The 25,972-nt window shown below is 30.5% G+C and carries 32 protein-coding genes; 1 reads left to right on the top strand and 31 read right to left on the bottom strand.

All coding sequences use genetic code 11. The annotated features are described in order from the left end of the window. Window positions 1-23: 23 nt before the first annotated feature. The 25 genes from HYG84_RS12955 to HYG84_RS12835 all read right to left on the bottom strand — a co-directional run bounded on the left by HYG84_RS12955 (window position 24) and on the right by HYG84_RS12835 (window position 19,595). Window positions 24-632 carry a hypothetical protein gene (locus tag HYG84_RS12955; RefSeq protein WP_212377869.1) on the bottom strand — a complete coding sequence of 203 codons (609 nt, stop codon included), beginning with the start codon at window positions 630-632 and terminating at the stop codon, window positions 24-26. 1 nt (window position 633) lies between these two features. After that, on the bottom strand, window positions 634-975 hold the full coding sequence (locus HYG84_RS12950) for a hypothetical protein (protein WP_249168625.1): 342 nt from the start codon (window positions 973-975) through the stop codon (window positions 634-636). A 228-nt stretch (window positions 976-1,203) separates the two neighbouring features. Next, window positions 1,204-1,551: a hypothetical protein gene (locus HYG84_RS12945; RefSeq protein ID WP_249168624.1), complete on the bottom strand. Its 348-nt coding sequence runs from the start codon at window positions 1,549-1,551 to the stop codon at window positions 1,204-1,206. Between the two features lie 107 nt (window positions 1,552-1,658). Then, window positions 1,659-2,096 (bottom strand): type II secretion system protein, encoded by a 438-nt coding sequence (locus tag HYG84_RS12940; RefSeq protein WP_212377867.1) that lies wholly within the window; start codon window positions 2,094-2,096, stop codon window positions 1,659-1,661. A gap of 286 nt (window positions 2,097-2,382) precedes the next feature. Beyond that, on the bottom strand, window positions 2,383-4,137 hold the full coding sequence (locus tag HYG84_RS12935) for an S-layer homology domain-containing protein (protein WP_212377865.1): 1,755 nt from the start codon (window positions 4,135-4,137) through the stop codon (window positions 2,383-2,385). Window positions 4,138-4,185: 48 nt separating this feature from the next. Further along, window positions 4,186-4,320 carry a LysM peptidoglycan-binding domain-containing protein gene (locus HYG84_RS12930; RefSeq protein ID WP_212377863.1) on the bottom strand — a complete coding sequence of 45 codons (135 nt, stop codon included), beginning with the start codon at window positions 4,318-4,320 and terminating at the stop codon, window positions 4,186-4,188. Between the two features lie 24 nt (window positions 4,321-4,344). Further along, the gene (locus tag HYG84_RS12925; protein WP_212377861.1) at window positions 4,345-5,604 is read right to left on the bottom strand and encodes a hypothetical protein; all 1,260 of its coding nucleotides are present in this window, start codon (window positions 5,602-5,604) and stop codon (window positions 4,345-4,347) included. Then, on the bottom strand, window positions 5,591-6,154 hold the full coding sequence (locus tag HYG84_RS12920) for a PilN domain-containing protein (protein ID WP_212377858.1): 564 nt from the start codon (window positions 6,152-6,154) through the stop codon (window positions 5,591-5,593). The genes HYG84_RS12925 and HYG84_RS12920 overlap by 14 nt, the downstream gene beginning before the upstream one ends. A gap of 12 nt (window positions 6,155-6,166) precedes the next feature. Further along, window positions 6,167-7,225, bottom strand: coding sequence for a type IV pilus assembly protein PilM (gene pilM, locus HYG84_RS12915; protein ID WP_212377856.1), 1,059 nt, complete (start codon window positions 7,223-7,225; stop codon window positions 6,167-6,169). A 24-nt stretch (window positions 7,226-7,249) separates the two neighbouring features. Beyond that, complete coding sequence (locus tag HYG84_RS12910; protein ID WP_212377854.1) at window positions 7,250-8,005, bottom strand: prepilin peptidase; 756 nt, start codon at window positions 8,003-8,005, stop codon at window positions 7,250-7,252. 111 nt (window positions 8,006-8,116) lie between these two features. Next, window positions 8,117-9,388 carry a prepilin-type N-terminal cleavage/methylation domain-containing protein gene (locus tag HYG84_RS12905; protein WP_212377852.1) on the bottom strand — a complete coding sequence of 424 codons (1,272 nt, stop codon included), beginning with the start codon at window positions 9,386-9,388 and terminating at the stop codon, window positions 8,117-8,119. A gap of 36 nt (window positions 9,389-9,424) precedes the next feature. Beyond that, window positions 9,425-9,763 (bottom strand): PilW family protein, encoded by a 339-nt coding sequence (locus tag HYG84_RS12900; protein ID WP_212377850.1) that lies wholly within the window; start codon window positions 9,761-9,763, stop codon window positions 9,425-9,427. 14 nt (window positions 9,764-9,777) lie between these two features. Continuing rightward, window positions 9,778-10,212, bottom strand: a complete 435-nt coding sequence (locus HYG84_RS12895; RefSeq protein ID WP_212377848.1) for a pilus assembly PilX N-terminal domain-containing protein — start codon at window positions 10,210-10,212, stop codon at window positions 9,778-9,780. Between the two features lie 164 nt (window positions 10,213-10,376). Then, window positions 10,377-10,808, bottom strand: a complete 432-nt coding sequence (locus tag HYG84_RS20570; protein WP_305829049.1) for a type II secretion system protein — start codon at window positions 10,806-10,808, stop codon at window positions 10,377-10,379. A gap of 113 nt (window positions 10,809-10,921) precedes the next feature. Then, complete coding sequence (locus tag HYG84_RS12885; RefSeq protein ID WP_212377846.1) at window positions 10,922-12,127, bottom strand: type II secretion system F family protein; 1,206 nt, start codon at window positions 12,125-12,127, stop codon at window positions 10,922-10,924. Between the two features lie 42 nt (window positions 12,128-12,169). Further along, a complete protein-coding gene (locus tag HYG84_RS12880; protein WP_212377844.1) occupies window positions 12,170-13,225 on the bottom strand; it encodes a type IV pilus twitching motility protein PilT in 1,056 nt (351 codons plus the stop codon). Window positions 13,226-13,235: 10 nt separating this feature from the next. Then, window positions 13,236-14,915: a GspE/PulE family protein gene (locus HYG84_RS12875; RefSeq protein ID WP_212377842.1), complete on the bottom strand. Its 1,680-nt coding sequence runs from the start codon at window positions 14,913-14,915 to the stop codon at window positions 13,236-13,238. Window positions 14,916-15,159: 244 nt separating this feature from the next. Next, on the bottom strand, window positions 15,160-16,014 hold the full coding sequence (aroE, locus tag HYG84_RS12870) for a shikimate dehydrogenase (protein ID WP_212377840.1): 855 nt from the start codon (window positions 16,012-16,014) through the stop codon (window positions 15,160-15,162). Then, entirely contained in the window at window positions 16,015-16,524 is a 510-nt protein-coding gene (locus HYG84_RS12865; protein ID WP_212377838.1) for a YqeG family HAD IIIA-type phosphatase, read from the bottom strand. A gap of 197 nt (window positions 16,525-16,721) precedes the next feature. Continuing rightward, window positions 16,722-17,153 (bottom strand): hypothetical protein, encoded by a 432-nt coding sequence (locus tag HYG84_RS12860; protein WP_212377836.1) that lies wholly within the window; start codon window positions 17,151-17,153, stop codon window positions 16,722-16,724. 582 nt (window positions 17,154-17,735) lie between these two features. Continuing rightward, entirely contained in the window at window positions 17,736-17,909 is a 174-nt protein-coding gene (locus HYG84_RS20400) for a sigma factor-like helix-turn-helix DNA-binding protein (RefSeq protein ID WP_249168623.1), read from the bottom strand. A 224-nt stretch (window positions 17,910-18,133) separates the two neighbouring features. Then, window positions 18,134-18,247, bottom strand: a complete 114-nt coding sequence (locus HYG84_RS20895) for a hypothetical protein (protein WP_212377834.1) — start codon at window positions 18,245-18,247, stop codon at window positions 18,134-18,136. Continuing rightward, a complete protein-coding gene (locus HYG84_RS12845) occupies window positions 18,237-18,482 on the bottom strand; it encodes a hypothetical protein (RefSeq protein ID WP_212377832.1) in 246 nt (81 codons plus the stop codon). The genes HYG84_RS20895 and HYG84_RS12845 overlap by 11 nt, the downstream gene beginning before the upstream one ends. A 169-nt stretch (window positions 18,483-18,651) precedes the next feature. Continuing rightward, a complete protein-coding gene (locus HYG84_RS12840) occupies window positions 18,652-19,011 on the bottom strand; it encodes a spore coat protein (RefSeq protein ID WP_212377830.1) in 360 nt (119 codons plus the stop codon). A 281-nt stretch (window positions 19,012-19,292) separates the two neighbouring features. Further along, a complete protein-coding gene (locus HYG84_RS12835; RefSeq protein ID WP_212382387.1) occupies window positions 19,293-19,595 on the bottom strand; it encodes a hypothetical protein in 303 nt (100 codons plus the stop codon). Between the two features lie 269 nt (window positions 19,596-19,864). Here HYG84_RS12835 and HYG84_RS12830 point away from each other — a divergent pair, with 269 nt between their 5' ends. Beyond that, a complete protein-coding gene (locus HYG84_RS12830; protein WP_212377828.1) occupies window positions 19,865-20,245 on the top strand; it encodes a hypothetical protein in 381 nt (126 codons plus the stop codon). A gap of 44 nt (window positions 20,246-20,289) precedes the next feature. On the opposite strand, the gene HYG84_RS12825 is transcribed toward HYG84_RS12830, so the two are convergent. The 6 genes from HYG84_RS12825 to ltrA all read right to left on the bottom strand — a co-directional run bounded on the left by HYG84_RS12825 (window position 20,290) and on the right by ltrA (window position 25,487). Then, window positions 20,290-20,571, bottom strand: a complete 282-nt coding sequence (locus HYG84_RS12825) for an N-acetylmuramoyl-L-alanine amidase (RefSeq protein ID WP_212377826.1) — start codon at window positions 20,569-20,571, stop codon at window positions 20,290-20,292. 185 nt (window positions 20,572-20,756) lie between these two features. After that, complete coding sequence (locus HYG84_RS12820; RefSeq protein ID WP_212377824.1) at window positions 20,757-22,091, bottom strand: CCA tRNA nucleotidyltransferase; 1,335 nt, start codon at window positions 22,089-22,091, stop codon at window positions 20,757-20,759. Next, window positions 22,088-22,447, bottom strand: a complete 360-nt coding sequence (locus HYG84_RS12815; protein WP_330655463.1) for a hypothetical protein — start codon at window positions 22,445-22,447, stop codon at window positions 22,088-22,090. The genes HYG84_RS12820 and HYG84_RS12815 overlap by 4 nt, the downstream gene beginning before the upstream one ends. A 182-nt stretch (window positions 22,448-22,629) precedes the next feature. Next, window positions 22,630-23,490, bottom strand: a complete 861-nt coding sequence (locus tag HYG84_RS12810) for a group II intron reverse transcriptase (protein WP_212377822.1) — start codon at window positions 23,488-23,490, stop codon at window positions 22,630-22,632. A 115-nt stretch (window positions 23,491-23,605) separates the two neighbouring features. Then, the gene (locus HYG84_RS12805; RefSeq protein WP_249168622.1) at window positions 23,606-24,097 is read right to left on the bottom strand and encodes a group II intron maturase-specific domain-containing protein; all 492 of its coding nucleotides are present in this window, start codon (window positions 24,095-24,097) and stop codon (window positions 23,606-23,608) included. Between the two features lie 145 nt (window positions 24,098-24,242). Beyond that, a complete protein-coding gene (ltrA, locus tag HYG84_RS12800) occupies window positions 24,243-25,487 on the bottom strand; it encodes a group II intron reverse transcriptase/maturase (RefSeq protein WP_212376060.1) in 1,245 nt (414 codons plus the stop codon). Window positions 25,488-25,972: the final 485 nt, after the last annotated feature.

Raw genomic sequence — 25,972 nt, 5'->3', positions numbered from 1 at the left:
CCTCTAAATCTAAAAATTCCATTCTATAAACCAATAGTTTGATAATATTCTACTATACTCACAGGCAAAATACTAACTTTCGGAAGATTATATTCATCAAACCCATTTTCAATAATCTTAGGTAATTCTAATTTAGCTTTAATGAACCTTCTAGCTCTATTGTATATTCCTGTAGATGTAATATTAATAACTTTTTCTCCAGAGTCATACTCAATATCTATTTTGTAGTAATGATCATCTTCATATTCCTCGAAGGGATTATTTTCATTACTACCTAATTTTTTTATGTTGGGAATAATTTTTTGCTCAACATAAATAGAAAACTTTGGAGGATCATATTTAACAGATGGATTGTTATTTATATCTTTGATGTATTCTTTCTTATATTTCTGCAAATCTAATAAATACTCTATTATAACTCTATCTGATAATTCCATTATTTGCATTATCTTTAATTCTAAGATGGATTCTGAAATATAATTAGCTCTGTAACTATCATTATTAGAATTAATAACTTCAATATTAGTGCTCATTATATATACGAGTGAGGTTAAAATTACAAAAATAATCAAAGCAATAAAAATAATGCTTACATATATTATACCATTTTGATTATTTAACAAAGACCTCATACTAAATTTTAGTGTACTCTAATTTAAATTTTATTTTACTAGAGTATTTAGATTTACTTGTTATAACTTCAATTTCTACTAATTTCCCCTCTACTAGTTCATTTACAATAACATTTTTTATATTATTACTCAACACATTGTTTTCATTATTTTTATTTACTCGGATTTCATTTTTATCCTTATAAAAATTTATTAATGTATTCTGTTTTCTTGATACTTTACCACTCAGATCTATCCAGGCTATTTTATTATTATAGTCCCTACCTTGAAATATCTTTTCTTCTCCATAATATATAATAGATTTTTGATTACATTCCATCAACCTTTTTTCTATATATTTCAAAACAATTTGTGCATCATTTTTCGCCTCTAAAAATTCAGTATGGGTTTTATAGGTATTAAAAGTGAAATAAAATAACATAGAAATGCTGATTAAAATTATAGAAATAAGCGAAATAGATACTATTAATTCAATTAAAATATACCCATTTTCTTGTTTTTTAGCATTAGTATGAATTATGATTCACCCTCTCTATTGAACTTGCAATAAACATTGAATTCAGTTGTAATTCTAATAACTAAATTGACTTGAATCTATAGTAAGCTCTTCATAAATATTTTGGAAAGTACTTTTATAGAAATTAATATATCGAATCAAGTTATAGAAAGCATCGCCTGTTTCATTAGCTATCTTCAAATTTATATAGCAAATATTTGCATTATCATGTAAAGATATAATAGAAATATCAATTTTATAACCTTTTTCTTTAAAGCTAATAAGTTCATTCTGCAATTCTAAAATAGAATATTCTTCCCCTTCTATATAGATACGATTGGATTTAAGTTCTTCCATCTTAGTCTTAGCTATTTCGCCCATTTGTTGATTTACTGTATCTATAAATATTAACCTATGAATCAAATAGTAGAATGAATTAAATACTAATATTACTATTGATAGAATGAATAATGCTAATAAGACTTCAACAAGGGTTAGTCCTTTATTTTTTCACATACTATCATCTCCTATTAATATATATCCGATATTCGTATTTTCCCAGTGCCGATTAAGGTATCAATATCAATTTTTTTCCCTTTCTTATTTACTAATATAAATTTTCCATATTGGGTTTCACCATGTCTATTATATGAAATTCTACTTTGTGATGCCTTATATACAGAAATATTTTTGTCAAACTTTCTTGAAAGTACAACTCTTCCTCTAACTACATACTCCCTTACCCTAAATGTATCTCCTATAAATTCTACACAATATTCTCTTGATTCATCTAGACTTAGTTGTTGAGATAAATGGAGTGCGCTTTTCACCTCCATAGCAGCAGATGTTAATACTGTTCTATCATATAATCTATTAGGTATACTGATAGTAATTAAGCCTAATATGCCAAATAATGATAAACCAACTAATACTTCTAATAATGTGAATCCTTTTTCATTATCTGTCATTTTTTCACCTCTCTTGTAAACTTAGATCAATAAATGTAATTTAGTGCAGAATTTTCTTAATATTCATATGTATTCTATACAAAATTTACCTTTCCTTCTTAATTTTTTAAAAAATATGAAAAAGAAAACAAAATTTTCCTTTATAAGATTTAATGGCTGATTTTATTGAAACACACTACAAAAATTATGACTTACCTAAAATTTTATAAGTATATACTTTTCTACATATTATAAAAACAACTAGAGCAATTACTATAGTCTAGTTGTTTCATAGAAATTAATACTATTATATTTTACCTTCATTTTGCAGATGATATAGCATATATACTACCTCTGCCTTTGTAATGTTATTTTCTTTACTCAATATACTCTTTGAACGAGTATACCTTTCGTACATCATCTTATCTTCAATTTCACTCCATTTAAATTTATTATTATTTGGTATCCTCTGTAAAATGAATTCAATTTCTTTGTAATTAATTGGTTTAGTTGGTTTGAATGTGTTATCAGCATAACCATTGATTAGCTTCAAAGATGTTGCCTTAGCTATAACATCTCCATAATATCCAAATGTATTATAATCGCTAAACTTCTTTATCTGATCATGATTCACATCATTATCCCATTCCATTACTCTACCTAATAAAGTAATAAATTCTGCCCTAGTTATACTCGCCTCAGGCCTAAATGTTTTATCACTATACCCAGTTATATAATCTCTTCTTATAAATGTATATATTTCCTGACCAGCCCAATTACTATGAACATCTTTTAACTCGGTATAGCTGTCATCTATAATTACTGCATATACTCCTCCAATGTAGAACCTAGAATCTAGCTTTGTAGAAATTTCTCCATCTTTTATATTACTATATAAGTATCTCCATTTATCGTCAACTAATTGATATATTCCACCTCGTTCGGATCCATAATATTTAAAGGTTAACATAATAGGATTATGTAAACCAATAGTTTTGAATTGATTTTCTATTCTAATGAAGTAAGTATTTGTAACAGGAATATATGAATTAGTATTATATAAGATTGGAAAATCGCCTTTCTGTATAGATAGGTATTTTTCTTCATAAATTGTACCTGGTTCTATTTTCAGTTTCATAATTCCATCAGTACTAGTAAGATCTCCTCCAAGCATTGATATAGATTTGTAATTAATATTTTCTTTTCCTAGGTTTATGTTTTGTTGCTGAAAATATTCTATATATCCATCACGAAATCCATCTTTAAATCCTACTAAAAAACCCTCCCTATATTCCTGAACTTCTCTATTAAGATTATATTTAATCATAATATCTAAGTTAGATGGTAGTGCCTTTTCCCAATTGTTACTTTTTTTATCTGCAAAATCTATTTGGCCAAGTGTACTACCAAGCTTAAACCCCATTTCTGTTCCGTGTAAAATTCCATTTTCCTTTGGAGCTTTACTATTATCTATATTTGTTTCTCTATAGGTATTAGTGTAGGATTCTTCAAAGGCAATTTTATAGCCTAATAAGAAACCTTCTGCATATTTATCTGCATCATTATTTAATGAGTGTTCTCTTCTAATAGATGCTTCTGATGGTATTTGATTTCGCCAATCATTAATTTTGCCTTCATAATAATCCTTCTTACCATAAATTTCACCATCTATAATTCCAAATATCCTACCATGTTCTAATCCTATATCATATGTAGCTTTCTTTGCATTACCATTAAAATTTTTATAACCATTTTCATAACCCAATTTAAATTCTTCCCTAAATCCCCTAAGAAAATTAAATCGGTATATTGCAGTTTCTTGCTTTAAATTATAATCATCTATAACTATTTTTTCTTCTTCAGCATGTGCTTTTTGCCAATTATTCTTTTTTCCATTAATATAGTCCTTCTGTCCATATATCTGCCCACTGGATCTTCCAACAACTTTCCCTTCATTGTACGCCCTATCTTCTAAAGTTATAGCTTGGACATCTATTGAAGTAGTTATGGATTGAATTAAAATCATAACTAAAACAATTAATATCACTTTAGTTTTTTTCAAAGGAATCCCCCTTTATACTTATCATAAGTAGTCAGTCTTCTATTAACATTAAATTTTAGATACTAGTAACTTTTGCCCAATTTTAATTTGATTAGGATTCTTAATGTCGTTATGCTTCATAATAAATCCTTTACTATAATCATCATAAAAACCTTTACTTATATTTTTTAAAAGTTGTATCATCCTTTTTACGTAATATTCAATGTATTAATTAGAATTAGAATTAATATAATTATCATTTTCATAACTGTGATGCAATGTATTTCTATAAGCAACTTCCATATTATCTAATAAGAATACTCCATTGATCTTACTTTCAGGATTATTACTTTGTACATATATACGTTGTATTTGAGCAGGATAAGTTACTTCTTCCGGCAGCTTAGCTTCTAAAGTACTCCAATATATCCAATCAATTTTATCTGCTAATAAAATATTATATTCCTTTCCTAATGCATCCTTTAGAACAAAACCCATTTTATGGTCATTTTTTTCGTAAGAATAAACTGAAATAGAAATATACTCTGGCTGTATAGATATTGATGGTTTTATATTATCAAAAACAACATTTGCAATATTATTTCCTCTTTGCATTAAAAAATCATATTCCAGCTTAATAGAATAATTGCCCTGTTTTTTATTGGTATCTCTACTAATATTTCCTTCAATTTCCCTTGGATTACCTACAAAGAACATATCCAAACTTTCGAAACCTTCTAAAAGAGTTTTCTTAATATCTTCTATAGCTATATTATCTTGATGGTTAAACATATCTTGATCTTGATTATAATTTAGTTGAGCATTAATCTCATCATTGCCTAAGTAATCAAATAATTCATTAATATAACCTTCAAAAGGATCAAATGGATTTTGCTTTGAATATGAGTTTTTCTCAATTATACTACTGCTTAATTTTTTTACACCTAAAGAAGGAATACTGTAAAAGTCTAGTACTACATTTCCTGATACTTGGCCTCCACCATTATTTAAAATATTAATATCTTTAATCAATATCTTTTTATTATTTTTTCTTATCTGCCTTAAAAAATCTAATAAAGACTCATAGTACCCACTAAATGGTATTGACGCAGATATTGCATTTAATTCAGTACTTCCTAATTGCTCAATCCTGTAATCTGAAAATCCAACACCTGCTATTTCTAATTCCGTATTATTGATAAAACTATCTAATAAAAGTATAAGAGTAGATTGTTCCAAAGATGTAAAGTAACCTTTAGAATAACCTTCTACATTTTTTAAATGTTTTTCATATATGTTCTTCAAATCGCTTAATGCATCTGTAGCGTGATTGTCTTCAGCAATTATCGATTCATAGTCTTTAATTCTACTTTTCAGATCCTTGATTTTAAAAATTTGAGGATTAATAATGAAATTTATATACCCATAAATCAATAGTACACCTACTAGAACTACGAGCATATTTTTTTCTCTTTTAGTTAGTTTCATCGTCAATCCCACCTTTTATTTGAAAAGAGATTGTAAATACATAACCTCCAGTATTTGTAGAAATATTAGAAACAAATATATTCTCAAAATAAGTAAGTTCTCTTAGATTATGTTCAAACTCTGCTATAGACGCATTGTTTTTTGCAATGCCAGTAATTTGTATGGAGCTTTGACTAATATTAATATTTTGAAAAAACATCTCTTCAGGTACTCTATCGGTAATTGTTTGTAAAAATAGATCATTTATTATATCAATTTTTACCATTTCACTATCTATAGACTCTAAAGTTTTATAGTAATCCTCGAGTTCTTGTATTTGTTTTTTCTCATTGCTAATTTTTTTCATTTCTTCTTGGAGCTCTTCAGAATTTACTATAGCACTTATAAGCATAGTTTGATCTTTCATTCTTTTTATAATTAATTGGTTAACTATTGGTGTAATAACCAAAGCAAGAATAACAATAAAAATAGGAATATATATAACTAATTGACTCTTTAACAGCCGATTTTGTTTTGTTAAATATGGCTCAAAAAAGTTGAAATCTCTCATATTTACACCTGCTTACTTTCTAATTATTGCACCTATTGCATTAAGAAATGTAGTTATTGAAATATTTTTGATATCATTATTTTTAATATATATATAGCTTATATCATCTATGCTTTCTGTAGGAATATCAAAAAATAACTCAAAGTATTTAGTAATATTTTTTAAATTAGCATGCCCACCATATAGGTATATTTTACTAATTTTGTTTTCTGGACTTCTACTAGTATAAAACTTGAAAATTCTTTGTATTTCATCTAACCAATTATCTATGCAGCCACTGATAACTTCTTCTATTGCAATGTATAAAGATGAAGTACTATCATCTTTAAATGTGCTCTGCTCTAATTTTATTCTTTGTGCTTCTTCTAAAGAAAAATTAAAGTTATTGGCTATATTTAAATCAATTTCTTTTCCACCTATTGTTAGTAGCCTATTAAATCTTGAAATATTTTTATCAATAATATTAACATTAATATTATCATAACCTAGATCAATTATTGCAATAGTCTGATCTTGATTTTTGGGTTGACTGTTGATATTAAAATTATTTTCAAAAAGCTTTGCTATCCCATTAAAGTGTACATCTAAAGCAATTGGTTCTAATTCTAAAGCATTCGCTAATTCTAAATAGGTTTTAACAATTACTTTAGGAAGTGCAGCAACCACAATCTTAGATTTTTTAACTCCATCTTCCTCAAAGTCTTCTAGCTTTTTAGACTGTATTACATACTCACTTAGATCGGTAGGAAAGTGTTGTTGTACTTCAAAGAGCAATATTTGTTCTAATTCTTCATTTTTAACACATGGCAGAGATAATTCTCTAGTTATAATAGCAGTGCTATCTAAAGTAAATATTACTTTTTTAGGTTTTATCTTCATATTATTGATACATTCCTTAATCGCAGATTTTACTTTATTTAAATCTATAACTTGTCCATCATTTATAGAATTTGAAGGAGTATTTAAAGAGTCTATATGTAAGATATCCACCTTGTTACCTCTGTAACTACCTACAACTAATTTTGTTGTATATGCTCCAATATCGATTGATATTACATTTTTATTAAACATTACACTTTCTCACCTCATTTTCTTTTAATGAGCAACAAATGTCATAATATAATAACTGATTATACCATTCCCATAAAATAGCGTTATTATAGTTGCCAATACAATAAATGGTCCAAAGGGAATCATATCCTTTATATCCTTAAACTTAAGTAAAATAAGTATAATTGAAATAAAACCTCCAAGTATAAATGATAGAAATAAGTTAAGCAGAGTAAATTTCCATCCTAACCAAAATCCTAGCATGGCCATAAGTTTTATATCTCCTCCACCCATTGCTCCTTTAGTAGCAACAGCGATTAGTAACAAAAATCCTCCTCCAACTAAAAATCCAAACAAATATTGAAGGAAATTTAAAAAACTACTAAAATTAATAGCGTGAAAAATAAACCCACAAACGAATCCGAATATATTTATAGTATCAGGAATAATTTGGTGATAATAATCTATAATACCTACAACAATCAATATGCTACATAAAATTGAGTATGCTAAAAACTCTAGAGTAAGTCCAAATTTCAAATATACGCCTAAATAAAGTAACCCGTTAAGCATTTCAATTAAAGGATATTGATAAGATATTTTTTCACCACAGTATCTACACTTGCCCTTTATAAATAAAAAACTAAATACAGGGACTAGGTCCAAGGCCCTTAAACTAGTATTACACTTCGAGCAATGAGAAGATGGAAATACTATAGACTTTTTTAATGGTATTCTATAAATACAAACATTTAGAAAGGATCCTATTATAGTGCCTAACAATAAAGTTACAATAAGCATATACTCTCCCCCTATACCATTTATATTTTTAAAACCTTCATATTATAGCACTACTTATTATGCTCTATAAGTACAAACTTAGTTTAAATCTAAATTTAAACTGGTATCTAGTTAAAAAGGTAAATCTTCTGTATTAAAAGATTTAAAAATTATGGGAGCTGAACTTCCTAGAACAACTTCTTCAGCTATTATTATTCCTGAGAAATTGGCAGATCCTCCAGTAATGACCTTACCATTTGGAGCAAAAAGTATTCCACTTACCGAAACATTTCCTGATAGAATTATGTCTCCACTACTAACTATAACAACATCAGAATAACTGTTCCAAGTAGGAAATAAATATGTGCTACCATAATATCTCATACCATTTTGATGGGTAGTATTGTTTGAGTAACCTTTTTCTATATACCATTCTTTATCTTTAAACTTTGGCATACTTACATCTGGAAATTTGATTTCATCTGTTTTAATAGCTGGAATATCAATCCAGTGTTGTGTATTTAAATTTTTAGTATAATATAGCTGATCATAGACTATAGGGTTTCCATCCAGTGTTATGTTTCCATCTATATAAGTTGTTCCTCCCATAGCAGTACTTCCAATACTTGCACTTCCTTCCATAACTAAGTTACCTTTGATATAAAGTTCCTTTACAGAAATATTGGTATTGCCTCCTAGGCTTACAGTGTTGTTATTTTCTCCATTAATAATAATAGATGCATTCTCTCCGATAACACTTGCACTACCATTTGTAAGTTTAATAGTATTTGTAAAAATTACACATTGATCCCATTTACTAGGGTCCTCATCTATAGGAAAATCAGGAATCACTTTTTTGTATCGAATTGCAACACCATCTGAATTTAAAATTTCTTTATTTCGAGGCATATTCAAAATTACAACTTCCGTTCCTAATTTATAATTAGGAGCACTATTCTCACCTAGCATATCAAATTTCAAAATATTTTTAGTACTTTTGTTAAAATACAGTTCTTTTATTTCATCTGCAACATAATTAGATTTATCCTTATATCTATATTTTAAGACATTGTTTTCTAAATAAATATAATGGTATTCATTATCTGTTTTTTCCATTTCAGTTATAAGCGCTGGTAAGCTTAAATTAAGTATTTGAACATCTGAAGCAAATCGAGTTTCTTTTGTTATAAAATTAGTAGCTAGTCGAAGATTTTGTTGTAGATTTCCTTGGTATGACGCAAAATTGAAAGTTTTAAGCCCTAGTATGTTCAAAGAATTAATTATCAGCATAAAAATTCCTAGCAATGCTAAAACCAGCAATAATTCAATAAATGTGTACCCTTTATTGTTTTTTATTAAGTTTAAATTATATAGCCTACTATATTCCATTTTATTATTTGCCATACTAAATCCCCTTTTGTAAAAATAAAAATATAGTTATCATTTATATGGTATAAAATAAAATAAGGCAATTTTTTTATTCCCATATTCTTTTTCAAATTTTACTTCTTTGCCATCAATTGAAATAGTCCTTGATATATTTGGAAAGCTTATGTGTAGTGTTTTGCTTTCACCCACATCATAACTTTGATCACCTATGATGTCTTCCACTTGTTTTTGTAAATCACATATAACCTGAACCTTTTCTCCTGAATAAACAATTAGTTTATAACTATTCACATAAAGAGCAGACAATATAACAATAACTAAACCTATAACTGCTAGGGTAATTATAAGTTCTACTAATGTAAATCCTTTTTGGTTACTTAATTCTTTCATTTTTTATCTCTCCACTAATTTTTATACTCTGAAAAAATTTTATAATAATTTGTTCCTACTTTTTTTAATGTTATTGTTATAGCATTAGTAACACTATCTATTTTTCCTATAGATACAATATTGAGCTCTGATATTTCTCCAGAAATATCTATTTCTACAATACCATTTCCGAAGCTGACAGGATTCGATTTTTCTGATCTAATTAAATCTAGAACCAAACTCTCAAACTCATCTTCATCTAAGTTATTTGAACCATCAATAATATATTCTGCAATAGCTTCTGCTCCTGACTTTGCAATATAGTAGGCTTGCACTTTCTTTTCTTCCCTAGATACTTGACGGACTTCAGAAGTATTTAAAAATAAAAGCGTTGAACCTAAAATAGTTAGAACAAGCATTATAACTAATATGAGAGAAAGTGAGGAACCATTTTGATTGTTTAGATGCATAGGTATTCTCCTTGATGATTAAATTAATATAGCAAGAGGGCAAATTTCATTAGAAAAATGCCCTGTATTAATTATAGTTTTAATAACTTTATAGGTTGACAGCTGATAATTTAACCATTAAAAAATGCATTAATATCTTGATATATTAGTATATAATATCTGACTTACAAAGGATTAGACTCTACTTCTACATCCCCTATTTTCGTGATAGTAACAGTAAACCCAGTTTTACTAGTTACTTGTGCTTTTAATTTAGTACCAAGTAAATCTGTCATAATATCTTCAAGTTTATTACCATTAGCAGTGGTAATATTGACTTCTTTAAATGTTATCGGATCTTCTGTAGTATTTATAGTAATAGTGCCGTCTGCTTCTCCTGTTACTTCTATATCTCCATTAGCAAGGGCAATCATCACAGCATTTCTAATTACATCCATAGTAGCCTCGTCAGCTTTTTCTGCTGCTGTTTCTTTAAATCCACCAAACTTCGGAACCGCTATAGCCCCTAAAATACCTAAAATGGCGATAACAACTATTAGTTCAACTAGTGTAAATCCTTTCTGATTTTTCATCCTTTTACTAAACATTCTAATCATCCTTTTCTCCCCCTTTATAATTTTATGGTTTAAATCTCTCATTATTAGATTCGCTATATCTTTTCTAGCATCACTCCCTAAAAAGTCTTCTCTTATTAATAATGATTTTATCCTTAGAAAGATATTGTATTTATCATATCAAACATAGGTAAAATCATTGCTATTACAATTAGGCCTATAATAATAGCCATAACAATAATCATTAAAGGCTCAATCAACGTTGTCATTTTTCGCAATGCACTTTCCGTTTCTTCATCATAGAAGTTAGCTGTTTTATCCAATATGTCATCTAATTGTCCAGAGTCCTCGCCGATTTGAATCATAGAAATAACCATTGGTGGAAATACACCCATCTTTTCAATAGAATTAGTCAATGTAGCTCCCATAGAAATTTCATCAATCACTTGCCTCATTCCTAATTCCACTACCTTATTACCGGATACTTTAGCGGTGCTTTCTAAGGCTTGAATTAAAGGGATACCACTGGATAACAAAGTTGATAGGGTTCTAGTAAAACGTGACGTTACTACTTTTTGTGTAGCGCCTTTAACCACTGGTATTTTAAACTTTAGTCTGTCAAAAAATAGTTTTCCTCTTTCACTCTCATACAGTTGGCTAAATCCTAAAATAAATAATATAAGTGCAATAGTATACACATACCAATAGCTAGTTAATGAGTAACTAACAAAAAGTAATGCCCTTGTAGGAGCTGGTAGTGTTGTTCTTTCAAACATACTTAAAAAAGTTGGCATAACAAATACTAATAAAAATATTACTACTAAAATTGATACTGTAGATAGCATCAATGGGTATGCCATAGCACCTTTAATTTTATTAGTAATTTTATTTTCCTTCTCATAATGAATCGACATTCTTTCTAAAATTGCATCTAAATTACCACTTAACTCTCCAGCTTCAATCATATTTATAAGAAGATCTGGAAAAACCTTTTTATGATTTTTTAAGGAAGTAGAAAAGGCAGCACCTTTTTGGATATCATCATATACATCGTCTAGTGTATTTTTTAGCTTTTTATTTTCTGTTTGAACTTTTAAAACTTCTAGACAGTTTATTATAGGTATACCAGCATTTAGCATCGTGTAAAACTGTCTACAAAGAATAGCTAAATCTTTAGTCTTTACACTTTTAAATATAGAACTATCTAATATACTGTTTTTCTCAACAGTTTCTTTAACTTTTACCGGATAATGTCTACTTTGTCTTAGCATCGCTATTACTTCATTTTCGTTAACGGCTTCATATGTACCACTTAGACTCTCACCTTTATCCGTTATTGCTTTGTATTCATATAGGGGCATATTGCCACTCCCTTAAATTAAAGTTATATATTGATAGTACACTTAAAGTCCTATGGATCTTGTAATAAAATCTTGATCTACTGCACTAGCAAATGCCCATTCTTTTGATACTAACCCTTTTTTATATAACTCTGTAATAGATTGATCCATAGCTCGCATACCAAATTTAACCCCAGTTTGTATTGAGGTCTGGATTTGATGACTCTTACCCTCACGAATTAAATTCCTTATAGCTGGTGTAGTTGCCATCACTTCGTAAGCTCCTATACGTCCTGTTCCATCTGCTCTAGGAATTAATTGTTGTGATATTACCCCTTCTAAAACAGAAGATAACTGAATCTTAATCTGTTGTTGCTGATGAGGTGGAAATACATCTATAATTCTATCAACAGTTTTTGCAGCTCCTAAAGTGTGAAGTGTAGACAAAACTAGATGTCCTGTTTCAGCTGCCGTAATAGCTGTACTGATTGTTTCTAAGTCCCGCATCTCCCCAACTAAAATTACGTCCGGATCCTGTCTTAAGGCTGAACGCAGGGCATTAGCAAAACTAATTGAATCATTTCCAATTTCCCTCTGATTAACTATACTTTTTTTATGTTTATGTAAGTATTCTATTGGATCTTCTAATGTTAGTATATGGCAGTTTCTTTCATCATTGATAAGATCAACCATAGCGGCTAAAGTGGTAGATTTTCCACTACCCGTTGGTCCTGTAACTAATATTAGTCCCCTCTGCTTTCTTGCTAACTCCTTAGTTATTATAGGTAAGCCTAACTCTTCTATGGTTGGTATATTAAGAGCCACTACCCTCAATGCCATACTGTAACTCCCTCTTTGTTTAAAAGCATTTACTCTAAATCTACCTAACCCAGAATAGGCGAAGGATAGATCCAGCTCTCCCTTAGCATCTAATTTATTCAGTTCCTCTTGTGTCAGTACATCCTTTATTAATTTAGCAGATATTTCAGGAGTTATTGGTTGATTATCTATCTTTTGTAGTTTCCCATTCACTCTAACTATCGGAGGTACAGCTACAGTAATGTGTAAGTCTGAAGCCTTTAAATCAATTGCTATTTTTAGTAGGTTAATAATATCCATAGTATTTCTCCTATTCTAAACCATAGGCTATACGAGCAAGTTCTTCAACAGTTGTTATACCCTGGAATATAAGCTGTTTGCAATTTTCTTTTAAAGAAGTCATCCCATTTTCTAATGCCTTCTTTCTAATCTTATCTATACTTGATCTTTCATCAATTAATGCTCGTATTGCTTCATCGACACGCATAATTTCTTGAACCGCCTGTCTTCCTTTGTAGCCTGTGTAATTACAAACATTACATCCCTTTCCCCTATGTAGTAATACATTTTCTTCTATATCTAGTATTTTTTTATCCACTGATGTTGAATGATAAGATTCTCTACAATAAGGACATATTTTTTTTATTAATCTTTGCGCTACGACCCCAATAACCGAGGAAGAAACAAGGTATGATTCAATACCCATGTCAGTAAATCTTGTCACAGTTGAGGCTGTATCATTAGTATGCATTGTGCTTAGTACAAGATGACCTGTGATGGCAGCCCTCACTGCAATATGAGCTGTCTCTCCATCTCTAATTTCTCCGACCATAACAATATCAGGATCTTGTCTTAAAATTGCCTTAAGTCCACTAGCAAAGGTTAATCCTGCTTTATTGCTGACCTGCACTTGATTAACCCCTTCCAACCTATACTCAACCGGATCTTCTATTGTAATAATATTACGAGCCACATTATTTAATTCTTTTAAAGCAGCATATAAAGTTGTTGTTTTCCCACTACCAGTTGGGCCTGTAACCAAAATAATACCATGTGGACTTTTAATAATTTCATCAAATATTTTAAAATTATCTTGTGTAAATCCAAGTTGCTCCTTAGAAATAACAACACTGCTTCTATCTAATAGACGTATTACAGCCTTCTCCCCGTACACTGTTGGCAATATCGAAATACGCATATCAATATCTCTACCATCAATTACCATTTCAACTCTACCATCTTGCGGAATCCTTTTTTCTGCAATATCCATCCTACCAAGTATTTTTATTCTTGATATTATTGCCTGATGGGCTGATTTAGCAATAGACATGATTTCTTGCAAGTCTCCATCTATTCTAAAACGAAGTCTTAATGTTTTCTCATAAGGTTCTAAGTGGATATCACTAGCATTTAGTCTAACAGCTTGCTTAATAAAGGAGTTAACCAGCCTAACCATTGGTGCATTGCTAATATCTAGGGTGTCCTGTGCTTCTAGATCATCTAAATCTGGCATTTTATATTCTCTTTTAAACTCCTCTATCGCATTTTCTGCACTTTCGCTACCATAATATCTATTAATAGCATTTTCAATGTTTTGTCTTGTTGAGATGGCAGGTATAACTTCTAATCCAGTAGCTATTTTAATATCGTCTACAGCAAAAATATTTAAAGGGTCTGACATAGCTACTATTAAATTACCTCGCTCTTTTTTTACAGGAATTAACATATGTCGTCTTGCTAATTTTTCGCTAATTAGTCTAGGCATCTCTGGATTAATAAAATACTTCTCCAAATCTAAGTGAGGAATCCCTAATTGAAATTCTAGCACCTCAATAATTTGACTTTCTTTAACAAAACCTTCATCAATTAGGAGCTCACCAAGTTTTTTAAAAGTAACCTTCTGGAGCTCTAATGCTTTTTCAAGCTGCTCCTGCTCAATTAGTCCGGCTTCTATTAATAAATCCCCTAAACGTTTAGTTTTCCCACTCATATAGAACCCCTCATTTGAAAAATATTGTATAAAAAAACTAACTATATATTAAATAAATATAAAGTTAGCCGGTTACGCCACTACATCCATACAGCATAAGCGTCCATCTATATCTGTATTTCTTCTGTTCATGTTATTTGATTGTGTTATTTCATAATTGCAATAGGGCTTTTGCACTAATTATATTTATTCTATCTAATTTTAAAAATTCCTGCAATATAATTATATTTGAATTATATTATATTTAAAGTTTTTGAATGATTCTTTTTATTTCATCAAAATTCAATATTTTTCCTGTCCATATTTCAAAAGCTAGAATTGCTTGGCCGACCAGCATATTTAATCCATTATAAGTAGTTAAGCCTTGGCTTCTGGCCACTTTCAAAAGTGGGGTTTCATATGGATTATATATTAAATCATATACTATCATATTTTTATGAAGTTTTAATTTATCTTCAAATGGAACCAATCCTTTTAACTTACCCATTCCTACAGGTGTACAATTTACCAATATATCTACATTTTCTAATTTAAGATCATTAGGAGTAACAACTTGTGTTACTTTTCCTAAAAAATTTTTATTATTATTGTTAACTATATAAAGAATCTCTTCTGCCTTCTCAATATTTCTATTACAAATAATAACCTCGCAATCGGCTTTTAAACAAAGAGAAATAGCTATACTTTTTGCCGACCCACCAGCACCAAATAGACAAATAGTCTTATTTTTTATTTCTATTCCATCTTGAGCCAGTCCATAAATAAATCCTGACCCATCAGTATTGTAACCAATCAATTTTCCATTTTCATTTTTTATTGTATTTACAGCTCCAATAAGCCTTGCTTCTTTAGATACCTCATCTAAATAATTTATTACTTCTATTTTATGAGGGTATGTTACATTTACACCTACATATTCTAAGGCTCTAATACCCTCAATTGCCTCTTTTAAATAATGCTTTTTTACTATATGATTAACATATATCATATTTAATTTATGAGTTTGAAATCCATAGTTGTGTATAAATGGAGAAAAACTGTGCTCTACAGGATCTCCAATAAGAGCAACAGTTTTTGTTTTACCGCTGATTGTAATCATCTATTTATCCCCCCTATGATCCTTTAAAACCACCCTCAATACATGTCTTTCAATCTTTCTTACAAAGGTTGTCCACCAAAATTCTTTACCTTCTATAGGTACTACTAACACTGTAAATAATCTCATACGATTTCCACCTAATACATCTGTGAAAATTTGATCTCCAATTACAGCAGTATTTTCTATTTTTGTACCCATAACCTCCATAGCCCTTTTAAAAGCACCTACTCTTGGTTTTGATGCCCTATGTATTGCAGGTAACTTTAATTCTTCATTGAAAGTAACAACCCGGTCTTCTGTGTTGTTAGAAACTAAGCACACTTTAAAACCTTCCTTTTCAAGGTTTAATAACCATTCTTTCGTTTTTTCACTAGCATATTTAATTTCCCAAGATACTAATGTATTATCAATATCTATTATTAGCCCTTTAATATTTTTTTGCTTAAGTTTTTCTAAATTTAACTTTAAAACCGATTCTACATATAAATCAGGAGTCAATAAATTTACCATGTCCGTATATCACCTCATTAACATATTCAGATATTAGTTTAGCATATATTCCCACTAAACCAAAGCATTTATTATATTAAGTATTATATCCTATATATATAAATTAATATGTTATGAGAACTAAAATTGATTAATAAATTAAACTACAACTTAGATATAATCTCTACTCTATCTAAATTGTAGTTTAATTTATACTTCTATTTTTTTCTTAAATAATAATTCAAGTGCATTTTTCCTGTTTCTTTTGAACTGGCAAGTGTACCCGATAATTCTTCCTTAGCTTTTTGAATACCATTCTTCATTTCTGTTTCACAAATAGGACAATACTTATGATATGCAGATAATAATAGGCAGTTACATCGCAAACATTGAATATTTAAATGCTCATTAGGAATTTCAACTAGTCTCCCATCCTTAATAAAGTTGTTAATTACATGGATAGGAATTCCCAATCTTTGTTCCATTTCATAGGCAGTAGCTCCCGGATATTCTCTTAAATATTCTCTAATTTTATCGAAAACCTCTTCTACAACTCCATAACATCTAGAACAATACTCCCGAAGTGAATTTTCATGAATAGGTGTCTTGCATCGTTTACATGTCTTCAATCTTCTACTTAATTTTCCCATCTTATTTTCACTTCCTTTAAAAATTTATAAACTTCTAATATATCCCTATAATAATTAAGATATCATTATAACAGGCAGAATAAAATAGTAATAAACTCCCATTAATTTTAAAATATAGTTTCACCTATTATTTATACCATATCCTATGTATATATTATCGGATTATTCTATTAAATAGATTATTGCTTAATACAAATAAGAATCTATGACCTTCCAAGTAATTTTTTCACCAATTATAATTAGCATTCCAACCCACATAGTTCTTTCTTTAATACTCATGCTGCTATCCCTCTCCCTCCTTTTCGAGTTGTCTATTATATATAAATATTAATACAATATATACCCCCTATTTGATTTTTTAAATTGTTATATATTAATAATTTTTATTTCTTTCGAATAGAATATATCCTATTTCTTACCATATGTATAGGTTCGTCTTTTGTCGTAAGAATTCTTTTATATTTTATATAATAGTTGTTAGCTTTATCATTTATGATAACATTAATTATGATAATAATAAAATAATTAAAGGCCTTTATTCTGACCTTTAATTATTTCCATTCAATGCTTTATTTAATTTTTTTATTGCTCTTTTTCAATTCTAGAAACATAGGATCTTGAAATACCTAACATCTTAGCAATTTCACGTTGTATTTTAGATCCACCATTGCATATTCCATATCTGAGTTCTATCACTATCCTCTCTCTTGACTTCAATACACTGGCCATCTTAGAATATAGCTTTTTAATTTGCATTTTCAATTCTAGTTCATCTACTACTTCATCTGGATCAGTTACTAATATATCAATTAATGATATTTCGTTATCACCTATATGTTGTCAACTAATTAGTTTAATAACTCAATACAGCCATCCGGCGCATGACTCGTCGCAAGAGCCTGAATAAAAAGAATTTAATTTTGAGTCGGACTCTCAGTCAGTAGAGTCGAGAGAAATCACTTCCCACTTTCCAAACAGCGTCAAGATTTCAATTCAACCAGGTCACAGATATTCCTTACCGTAGGGCTTATGCCATTGGCATTCACATAAGAATTTATTGCCTTTAGAATTTCTTTATCTATTTTAGTTAGCATGATAATTACCCCTTATTTCTTCATTACTATCAATCAACTTTGTATCCATTGCTGATAGTATGTTCTCTATCTTAAAGGTTCTAAGTTGCCCTTTATCTATATCTAGCGTTTTTATAATTTCATTATCCATCTTTAATACCTGAATTCTTCTTTGAGTTATTTCTAAACCCTTCATATACATAATGGTTATTACTTTGTGATTAACTAAAGAGTATTTTAATGATTGATTTACCATATTATCACTCCAAACATGTGTTCTTGATATTATATTACCAGAATATATGTTCGGTGTAAAGAGTAAAAGGTAAAATGAGGTTAAATGGATATAAAAAGAGGGTACAGCCTAAGCTCTACCCTAATACTCTAAAACTCTACAAATCATATAATTATCTAATAAGTTTTGATTAAATAATTGTGCATAAAGGTACTCTGACTAGAACTAGACGATCAGTTGCATTTTCAACATTAAATACTAAGAATACATTTTGACCTACTACAAATGCACAAATAAGGTTTCCTCTTGGAGGAATTGTGGTAACTATTTGACAACGCATAACTCCTGCCGCTATTAACGCCGCTGCTTGAGCTGCTGTTATCTCTATTATAATCACTTCTTGCCTCTCGATACCCATAACTTCTATTTCAATTTCTATAAGCAAGAAGAACCTTCCGTCTATCTGAGCTACACATGTTGCACCTACACTAATTGGATCATTGCAAGGATTGTTGCACCTTTGTGTATTAATTTCTTGATTATAATCCATTATTTTCGCCTTCCTTTTTTTATATTAGAAAAGTCGCTCACTGCTTTGCTTCTTTCCCAATACAAGTATATTGCGTACTGGCAAAAGTGTTACTATAAAATTTTTTTAAAAGGTATATCTCTAGTTCGACTCTATGTTAAGAATCTTTGTATAGATCAAACTATTAATATAATTTTTTTCTAGAGCACACAATGTATATAGTCTCAACCAATTTTTTTATTTGTGCAGAATAAAAAGCAGGATAGCCTAAGCTACCCCATTGCTCTGTTTTATATATCTTTTTAACATCCGAAAAGTCCACGTCTGCAAAATAGTACAACAAGTAATAAGAAGAAGAACAGCATACTTTCTCCTGATTCTCTAAAAATACCACAGTTGCAGAAAATGATAACTAATAGCAAGAAAAAGAAAAGCAAACTATTTCTATTCTTTCCAAAAATACCGCCAATACCGCCAATACCTCCATCGCAACCCCTATTATTTTCAATATTTCCTACTAAATTTTCATCGCAAACTCCACTTTTTTCAATATTTTGGACTAAACTTTCACCACACTCTCCACAATTTTCAATAATTTCGCTCATATATTACACCTACCTTTTTTAATTTTAAGTACTGCAAAGTACACACTTTTTTTCTTTCCGTTCCAAAACTATTAGTAGTTGTAATATATACTATGAAATTACATATAAACTGTTCTATATTTTTACTTTAAAAATAAAAAAGTTATATTCTCAATATTACCATATATCCATTTATTAACTTTCAAGTATTCATATTCATCATCTTAGTATATTAGCAGTTATAACGTACAAAATATATTTATGTCTTTAGATAGAAAGGATGACGTTTAATGGAAGTAAGGAAAAATATTATCGTCCCCTTAGGGTATGGTAAGTTTATTAGGTCCGATAAGATTATTGCGCTTGAACCTATTGAGAATGATCGAGGTCCTGGGAAAAGAACTTATGTTTATATTGAAGAAATCGATAGTCCTTTGATTGCTTCTCGTACAGAAACATCAATTTTAGCTAACATAGTTGAAACTCCTAAAGAAATTATAGAAGCAACAGCTGCATTAGAACTTTTGCAAGATATACTAGATGATATTCAACAAATTGGACCAATGCTTAAAAAAAGTATAAAAAAAGAAGCTAACCTCGATTTAGATAAGATTGTAATCAGAATCCAAGAAATCCTTAATCATGAAATAGGAATTGACGAAAAACACTAATAGAATAAAAAAGACAAAGACTAGGAGAGAGTCTCTCACCTAGTCTAATCCCTTTTTGACTTTGTGGCTTTAGGATTATTAGCGCTATTAATATGAATAGACACAAAATAATCTGCCCTAGAACTATTTGCAATTTCAACTCTTGTTAAATATTCTTTAATGATCTTCCATTCCATGGTTTTTCTTTCAATTGAAATGGTGTTTGCCGGGCTGCTTGAAGTTAAATGTTGTTTCTCTAATGATTCTTTTCCAGGCACTGATCCTAATATTAAAGCTTTAGCATGTCTATCAATTATGGAATTAAGTGGTTTTACGCTACTATTCATTACTAATTCCTCCTGTTAATAAAACCACCTTAGCTTATTTTAACACAACCTCTAAACTGTAACTAATAGGAGTAAGAAAAGGACATAACAAAGTTCCAATCTTCTTAATATCAATTGTTAAATTTTTTGTATATTTACATTCAATTCAATATATTTTTCTATAAAATCATCTATTTCTATGTTATTTAAATCCACTTCTGAATCACGATTTCTGTAAGAATATCTCTTCTATTTAGTTCTGAGTTCTCTAATATTATTTCCATTAACTCATTTAGAACCGTACCAACCTGCTTTCCCTGTGGTATCCCTAATTGAATTAAATCATGCCCATTAATTTCTAAATCTTTTATAGATAATGGTTGTTTCTCATTTAAAATTCGTTCAACTTCATTCTTTAACTCAAATATATTACTTACACCGTCCTTTTTAGTTGAACCATTTATGTCTGCAATCTGAAGTTTAAATAGCCTTTCAATATTGTCAATTCCCACTCTATTAATAAATTTTTTAGTGTTCTTAACTCTTAAGTTCTTATATCTAGACATGTGCTCCCTAACCAAAATTATAACTTGTTCAATGGATTTATTATCATACTTTAGTCTCTTCATTACTTCCTCTGCAATGTCTGAACTTTTTAAATGATGTTTATAGAAATGACCTACACCATCTTCGCCTAGACTGAATGTTTCTGGCTTTCCTATATCGTGAAATAATGCCGCCAACCTTAATATTAGATCTTTCTCAGTATTGTCAACTACACTTAAAATATGACTAAAAACATCTTTGTCATGGTTTGGGTTGTGCTGCTGAAATCCAACGCATATTTCTAACTCTGGTATGATATATTTCAACAGATCAGCACTACTCAGCAGCTTTAAACCTCTTGCTGGCATATCTGTCATTAGGATTTTATTCAATTCTTCTCTAATTCTTTCTTCACTAATATCTATAACATTTTTAGATAGCTTTTTTATTTCCTTTAATGTCTCTACATCTAAACTATACCCCAGCTGTGCAGAAAACCTTATTGCTCTTAGCATACGTAAATAATCTTCACTAAATCTTTCAGAAGGATCACCTACGCATCTTATTTTTTCGTTAAAGATATCTGCAATTCCACCATAGTAATCAATTAATCCTTCTTTATTATTGTAGGCCATTGCATTAATTGTAAAATCCCTTCTTTTTAGATCTTCTTTTAAGTTATTTGTAAACTCAACTTCTTCTGGATGTCTACCATCTGTATATTCTCCATCAATCCTATATGTGGTTACTTCGTAATTTTCTTCATTAATAACTACAGTGAGAGTTCCATGCTTTAGTCCAGTAGGTATGACTTTAAAACAACTAAATACCTCTAACATTTTTTCTGGAGTGCAGTTAGTGCATATATCCCAGTCATTAGGTATCTTATTTAGAATGCTGTCCCTCACACATCCGCCAACAATATATCCATCATAACCATAAAAACTTAATATACCTAATATCCTATGTACTTCTTGTGGCATTTGAATTTTCATTTTAAAAGTCTCCTTCTGTTGATTTCAATCAATAATTCCTCGACTTTATTAAAGTTGGGCTTAAATGGTAATGGTGAATTATCAGCAGCATACTTCAATTTTACCTCATATTGATTTACTAATTCAAAGAATTCTTCTTTAAACGAACCATCTTCATTCTGATACTTACCATCCCTAATTTCTAATAAGAGTTCACGATCATTCTCCCTATAGGTATTTATACCTTTCCCTTCTAGCAATTCTGTTCCCATAGCTAATAATCTTACTAAATGCATTGCATGTTTGTTTAAATGTAAATCATCTTTCTTTCTATTTCTATGGTTAAGCTTACTATAGTCTTTAATTACATTCCCCATCTCAGAATAGATATTTTTGAAATCTCGTAGTGGATAGATTGTGGATAATTATCTCTTGCTAAAGCATTTTGGAGCCTTCTCAATTGTCGGGTAGGGCAGAAGTATTACTACTTCCTTCCCCCCTAAGAACCGTACTTGTGACTTTCACCACATACGGCTCAAGCCCACTTTTTTCTAAAAGTCTATACTCTTTTATTATTCAAGGCTTTTTTATATTTTAGAATTTCTTTCGTATCTGGGATTTCTCCTTTGATTGGATACGTTCTATGAAATTCAGTATGGCAAGATATGTGAGTTAATACCATATTCTTTATTGTATTCTTTCCACCCTTAGATATTGGCTTTTTATGATGAATTTCAGTTCCTTCCTTATCGTCAACTAATGAGTTACCACATAGATAACATTTATAGTTCTGGAATTTTGCCATTTTCTGTTTTATATCAACATTTTGTCTATTAAACTCTTTAATATTCCTTTTATGGAAATATTCTTTGAGGTTAGCATCATATGGCGAATTATTCATCTTTATTAAAGTGTGTCTTATTATAGAAGTCCATCCCATTTGGTATAATTGTATACCTTTATCTGGGTCGGTTAATATCCATTTATTTTTACTTTGACCAGTTTTATCCGGTTTAAAGTATCTTTCACACTTCCATTTCCAACTTTTTGTAGGGTGTAGTCTTTTTAAAAACTTCACTATCTTTCCAAATATATAGTTATCCATTGAAGAGAAAATCTCGCTTGAACAAGTAGATTTCCAGTAGTTAGCAGTACCTCTTATTAGTGGATTTAACTTATTTATTAGATAGTTAGCATTTTTACCCTTATTATGTTCAAACACATCATATATTTTAGCTTTGAATTTCTTTATGCTCTCCTTAGATGGTTTAATTAATAATTTTGTTTTATTATGGTCATTGTAACTTCTAACATTAAATCCTAAGAAATCGAAACCTTCTGTGATATGAACTATCCTTGTTTTATCATCGGCTAATTCTAATCCTCTTTTATTTAAGTAAGGCGTTAATTTATCGTACATACTCTTAGCTTCTTCTTCTTTTTCACATATGATAACAAAGTGAGTAGACCTAAGGAACCTCCCCTTAAGTCCCTCTCAGAACCGTACGTGAACCTCTCAGCTCATACGGCTCCCATTATCCAGCCGATGGTAATATTCCAAACCTCCAGTGTGCAAACAGATTCTTATCACGCCTTGCTATTATACCAAGCCAATACTCAGCACGTCGCCTTGACCCTCGCTTCTTATATTTTCTACGAACCCAGTTAACAAGACATCCATTGATATACCTTAATACATCGTATATCTCTGATTTGTAGAAATGCGTGTAATAATTAATCCAACCCTGTATCTTACTATTGAACATATTTGCTATATCCCATAAATCTTTGTCAGGTTTCAGTTGCAATTTCCAACTTCGGACTTCTTTCCGTATAGATTTCTTTGCTTTCTCGCCAATAGCTGGAAGAAAGTTTGTAAAGAATTTTCCATACTTATTCTTTGCATGTCTTGGTCTGAATGTATACCCTAAAAAGTCAAAAGATGTATATTCATGATTCCCCTTTCGGTCTTCATCTTTACAATACACGGTTCTTGTCTTTTCTAAGTTCAATCCAAGTCCAAACATCAGAAATCGCTCTTCTAATCTTCGTTGAAGATACTTCGCCTGCTTTAAAGATACGCAATGTGCTATTCAGTGAGTAGACCTAAGGAACCTCCCCTTAAGTCCCTCTCAGAACCGTACGTGAACCTCTCAGCTCATACGGCTCCCATTATCCAGCCGATGGTAATATTCCAAACCTCCAGTGTGCAAACAGATTCTTATCACGCCTTGCTATTATACCAAGCCAATACTCAGCACGTCGCCTTGACCCTCGCTTCTTATATTTTCTACGAACCCAGTTAACAAGACATCCATTGATATACCTTAATACATCGTATATCTCTGATTTGTAGAAATGCGTGTAATAATTAATCCAACCCTGTATCTTACTATTGAACATATTTGCTATATCCCATAAATCTTTGTCAGGTTTCAGTTGCAATTTCCAACTTCGGACTTCTTTCCGTATAGATTTCTTTGCTTTCTCGCCAATAGCTGGAAGAAAGTTTGTAAAGAATTTTCCATACTTATTCTTTGCATGTCTTGGTCTGAATGTATACCCTAAAAAGTCAAAAGATGTATATTCATGATTCCCCTTTCGGTCTTCATCTTTACAATACACGGTTCTTGTCTTTTCTAAGTTCAATCCAAGTCCAAACATCAGAAATCGCTCTTCTAATCTTCGTTGAAGATACTTCGCCTGCTTTAAAGATACGCAATGTGCTATTCCATCATCTGCGTATCTTGCCCAAGGTATTGTTGGAAACTGTTTTGTCATAAAGTCATCAAATACATAGTGTAGAAACAAGTTTGAGAGTACTGGACTGATTACCCCACCTTGTGGTGTACCAGAAGTTCTTTCGATGACTGTTCCATCCTCCATTTGAAATGGTACAACCAGCCAGCGTTTAATATACATAATTATCCATGCTTCTTCTGTATGCCGACTTACCATTTCTATTAGGTAATCATGCCGTATATTATCGAAAAGACCTTTAATATCAAATTCTAACACCCAATCTTTTCTCCAACATCTTTCTCTTGTGATCTCCAATGCTTGTATCGCTGATTTATTCGGTCTATATCCATAGGAATCCTCATAGAATATTGGTTCTACACAGGGTTCAAAGTACATTTTAGCCACCATTTGTGCAACCCTATCTTCTACTGTTGGTATTCCTAAGATACGAGTCCCTCCATTTTTCTTAGGTATTGCTACTGCCCTTACAGGTTTGGGGAAGTAACTCCCTGATGACATCCTATTCCAGATTTTGTATAGATTATTATTTAGATTCTTCTCAAAATCTTCAATTGATTGTTCATCGACTCCGTATGTTCCCTTGTTTGCTTTCACCTTTTCGTAGGCTTCTTTCACTTTCCATTTTGAAATATTATATGGCTTTGTTTCTTGCATAAGCTCCTCCTCCTTTCAAAGTTGACTTATTCTTGAAACTGAATAACTCGGGTTCTTCACTCCATTCCCATTACAGAAACTTCCTCACTACTACAACCCAATCTGCCCCCATGACTGCATTGGTACTCTTATCTTGCGGTTCTTCCGCTTGATATACTCCCTTGACATCAGTCCGTGGGTTCCCACGTTCCGTACAGACGCCTGTATTAAGTTCATGCCACCTTTATGCCGCCCACCATCTAGGCAGTAAACAGGTTTCCCCTAGACTTATCCCAGATTAACGACAACCCCCTGGTTTTGATGGAATCTCTACGCTTTCGACATTTTCGTAAGTGGTTCACTTGCTCGTTCATCTCCTTAATACGCACTTGACAGTTTAGATACTGCCTTTTCCTTAACGCTCAATACCATGGCTTTTGACCACAGCACCTTAAGGTAGTTTGAAACCTCCACCTGTATGGCGATTTCGGCGGGCCTACCGCCAT

Origin of the sequence: Alkaliphilus sp. B6464 (assembly GCF_018141165.1) — a bacterium.
Lineage (GTDB): Bacteria > Bacillota > Clostridia > Peptostreptococcales > Natronincolaceae > Alkaliphilus_B.
Note: the sequence above shows the minus strand (reverse complement) of the source record. Positions and strands in the feature narration are given on the sequence as shown.

Bases quoted from the DNA above. Each gene is read 5' to 3' on its own strand.
- HYG84_RS12955 (WP_212377869.1), bottom strand. From the start codon at position 632: ATGAGGTCTTTGTTAAATAATCAAAATGGTATAATATATGTAAGCATT.
- HYG84_RS12940 (WP_212377867.1), bottom strand. From the start codon at position 2,096: ATGACAGATAATGAAAAAGGATTCACATTATTAGAAGTATTAGTTGGT.
- HYG84_RS12930 (WP_212377863.1), bottom strand. From the start codon at position 4,320: ATGATACAACTTTTAAAAAATATAAGTAAAGGTTTTTATGATGATTAT.
- HYG84_RS12925 (WP_212377861.1), bottom strand. From the start codon at position 5,604: ATGAAACTAACTAAAAGAGAAAAAAATATGCTCGTAGTTCTAGTAGGT.
- HYG84_RS12920 (WP_212377858.1), bottom strand. From the start codon at position 6,154: ATGAGAGATTTCAACTTTTTTGAGCCATATTTAACAAAACAAAATCGG.
- pilM (WP_212377856.1), bottom strand. From the start codon at position 7,225: ATGTTTAATAAAAATGTAATATCAATCGATATTGGAGCATATACAACA.
- HYG84_RS12910 (WP_212377854.1), bottom strand. From the start codon at position 8,005: ATGCTTATTGTAACTTTATTGTTAGGCACTATAATAGGATCCTTTCTA.
- HYG84_RS12905 (WP_212377852.1), bottom strand. From the start codon at position 9,388: ATGGCAAATAATAAAATGGAATATAGTAGGCTATATAATTTAAACTTA.
- HYG84_RS12900 (WP_212377850.1), bottom strand. From the start codon at position 9,763: ATGAAAGAATTAAGTAACCAAAAAGGATTTACATTAGTAGAACTTATA.
- HYG84_RS12895 (WP_212377848.1), bottom strand. From the start codon at position 10,212: ATGCATCTAAACAATCAAAATGGTTCCTCACTTTCTCTCATATTAGTT.
- HYG84_RS20570 (WP_305829049.1), bottom strand. From the start codon at position 10,808: ATGATTAGAATGTTTAGTAAAAGGATGAAAAATCAGAAAGGATTTACA.
- HYG84_RS12885 (WP_212377846.1), bottom strand. From the start codon at position 12,127: ATGCCCCTATATGAATACAAAGCAATAACGGATAAAGGTGAGAGTCTA.
- HYG84_RS12880 (WP_212377844.1), bottom strand. From the start codon at position 13,225: ATGGATATTATTAACCTACTAAAAATAGCAATTGATTTAAAGGCTTCA.
- HYG84_RS12875 (WP_212377842.1), bottom strand. From the start codon at position 14,915: ATGAGTGGGAAAACTAAACGTTTAGGGGATTTATTAATAGAAGCCGGA.
- aroE (WP_212377840.1), bottom strand. From the start codon at position 16,014: ATGATTACAATCAGCGGTAAAACAAAAACTGTTGCTCTTATTGGAGAT.
- HYG84_RS12865 (WP_212377838.1), bottom strand. From the start codon at position 16,524: ATGGTAAATTTATTGACTCCTGATTTATATGTAGAATCGGTTTTAAAG.
- HYG84_RS12860 (WP_212377836.1), bottom strand. From the start codon at position 17,153: ATGGGAAAATTAAGTAGAAGATTGAAGACATGTAAACGATGCAAGACA.
- HYG84_RS20400 (WP_249168623.1), bottom strand. From the start codon at position 17,909: ATGCAAATTAAAAAGCTATATTCTAAGATGGCCAGTGTATTGAAGTCA.
- HYG84_RS20895 (WP_212377834.1), bottom strand. From the start codon at position 18,247: ATGCTAACTAAAATAGATAAAGAAATTCTAAAGGCAATAAATTCTTAT.
- HYG84_RS12845 (WP_212377832.1), bottom strand. From the start codon at position 18,482: ATGGTAAATCAATCATTAAAATACTCTTTAGTTAATCACAAAGTAATA.
- HYG84_RS12840 (WP_212377830.1), bottom strand. From the start codon at position 19,011: ATGGATTATAATCAAGAAATTAATACACAAAGGTGCAACAATCCTTGC.
- HYG84_RS12835 (WP_212382387.1), bottom strand. From the start codon at position 19,595: ATGAGCGAAATTATTGAAAATTGTGGAGAGTGTGGTGAAAGTTTAGTC.
- HYG84_RS12830 (WP_212377828.1), top strand. From the start codon at position 19,865: ATGGAAGTAAGGAAAAATATTATCGTCCCCTTAGGGTATGGTAAGTTT.
- HYG84_RS12825 (WP_212377826.1), bottom strand. From the start codon at position 20,571: ATGAATAGTAGCGTAAAACCACTTAATTCCATAATTGATAGACATGCT.
- HYG84_RS12820 (WP_212377824.1), bottom strand. From the start codon at position 22,091: ATGAAAATTCAAATGCCACAAGAAGTACATAGGATATTAGGTATATTA.
- HYG84_RS12815 (WP_330655463.1), bottom strand. From the start codon at position 22,447: ATGGGGAATGTAATTAAAGACTATAGTAAGCTTAACCATAGAAATAGA.
- HYG84_RS12810 (WP_212377822.1), bottom strand. From the start codon at position 23,490: ATGTACGATAAATTAACGCCTTACTTAAATAAAAGAGGATTAGAATTA.
- HYG84_RS12805 (WP_249168622.1), bottom strand. From the start codon at position 24,097: ATGTTTGGACTTGGATTGAACTTAGAAAAGACAAGAACCGTGTATTGT.
- ltrA (WP_212376060.1), bottom strand. From the start codon at position 25,487: ATGCAAGAAACAAAGCCATATAATATTTCAAAATGGAAAGTGAAAGAA.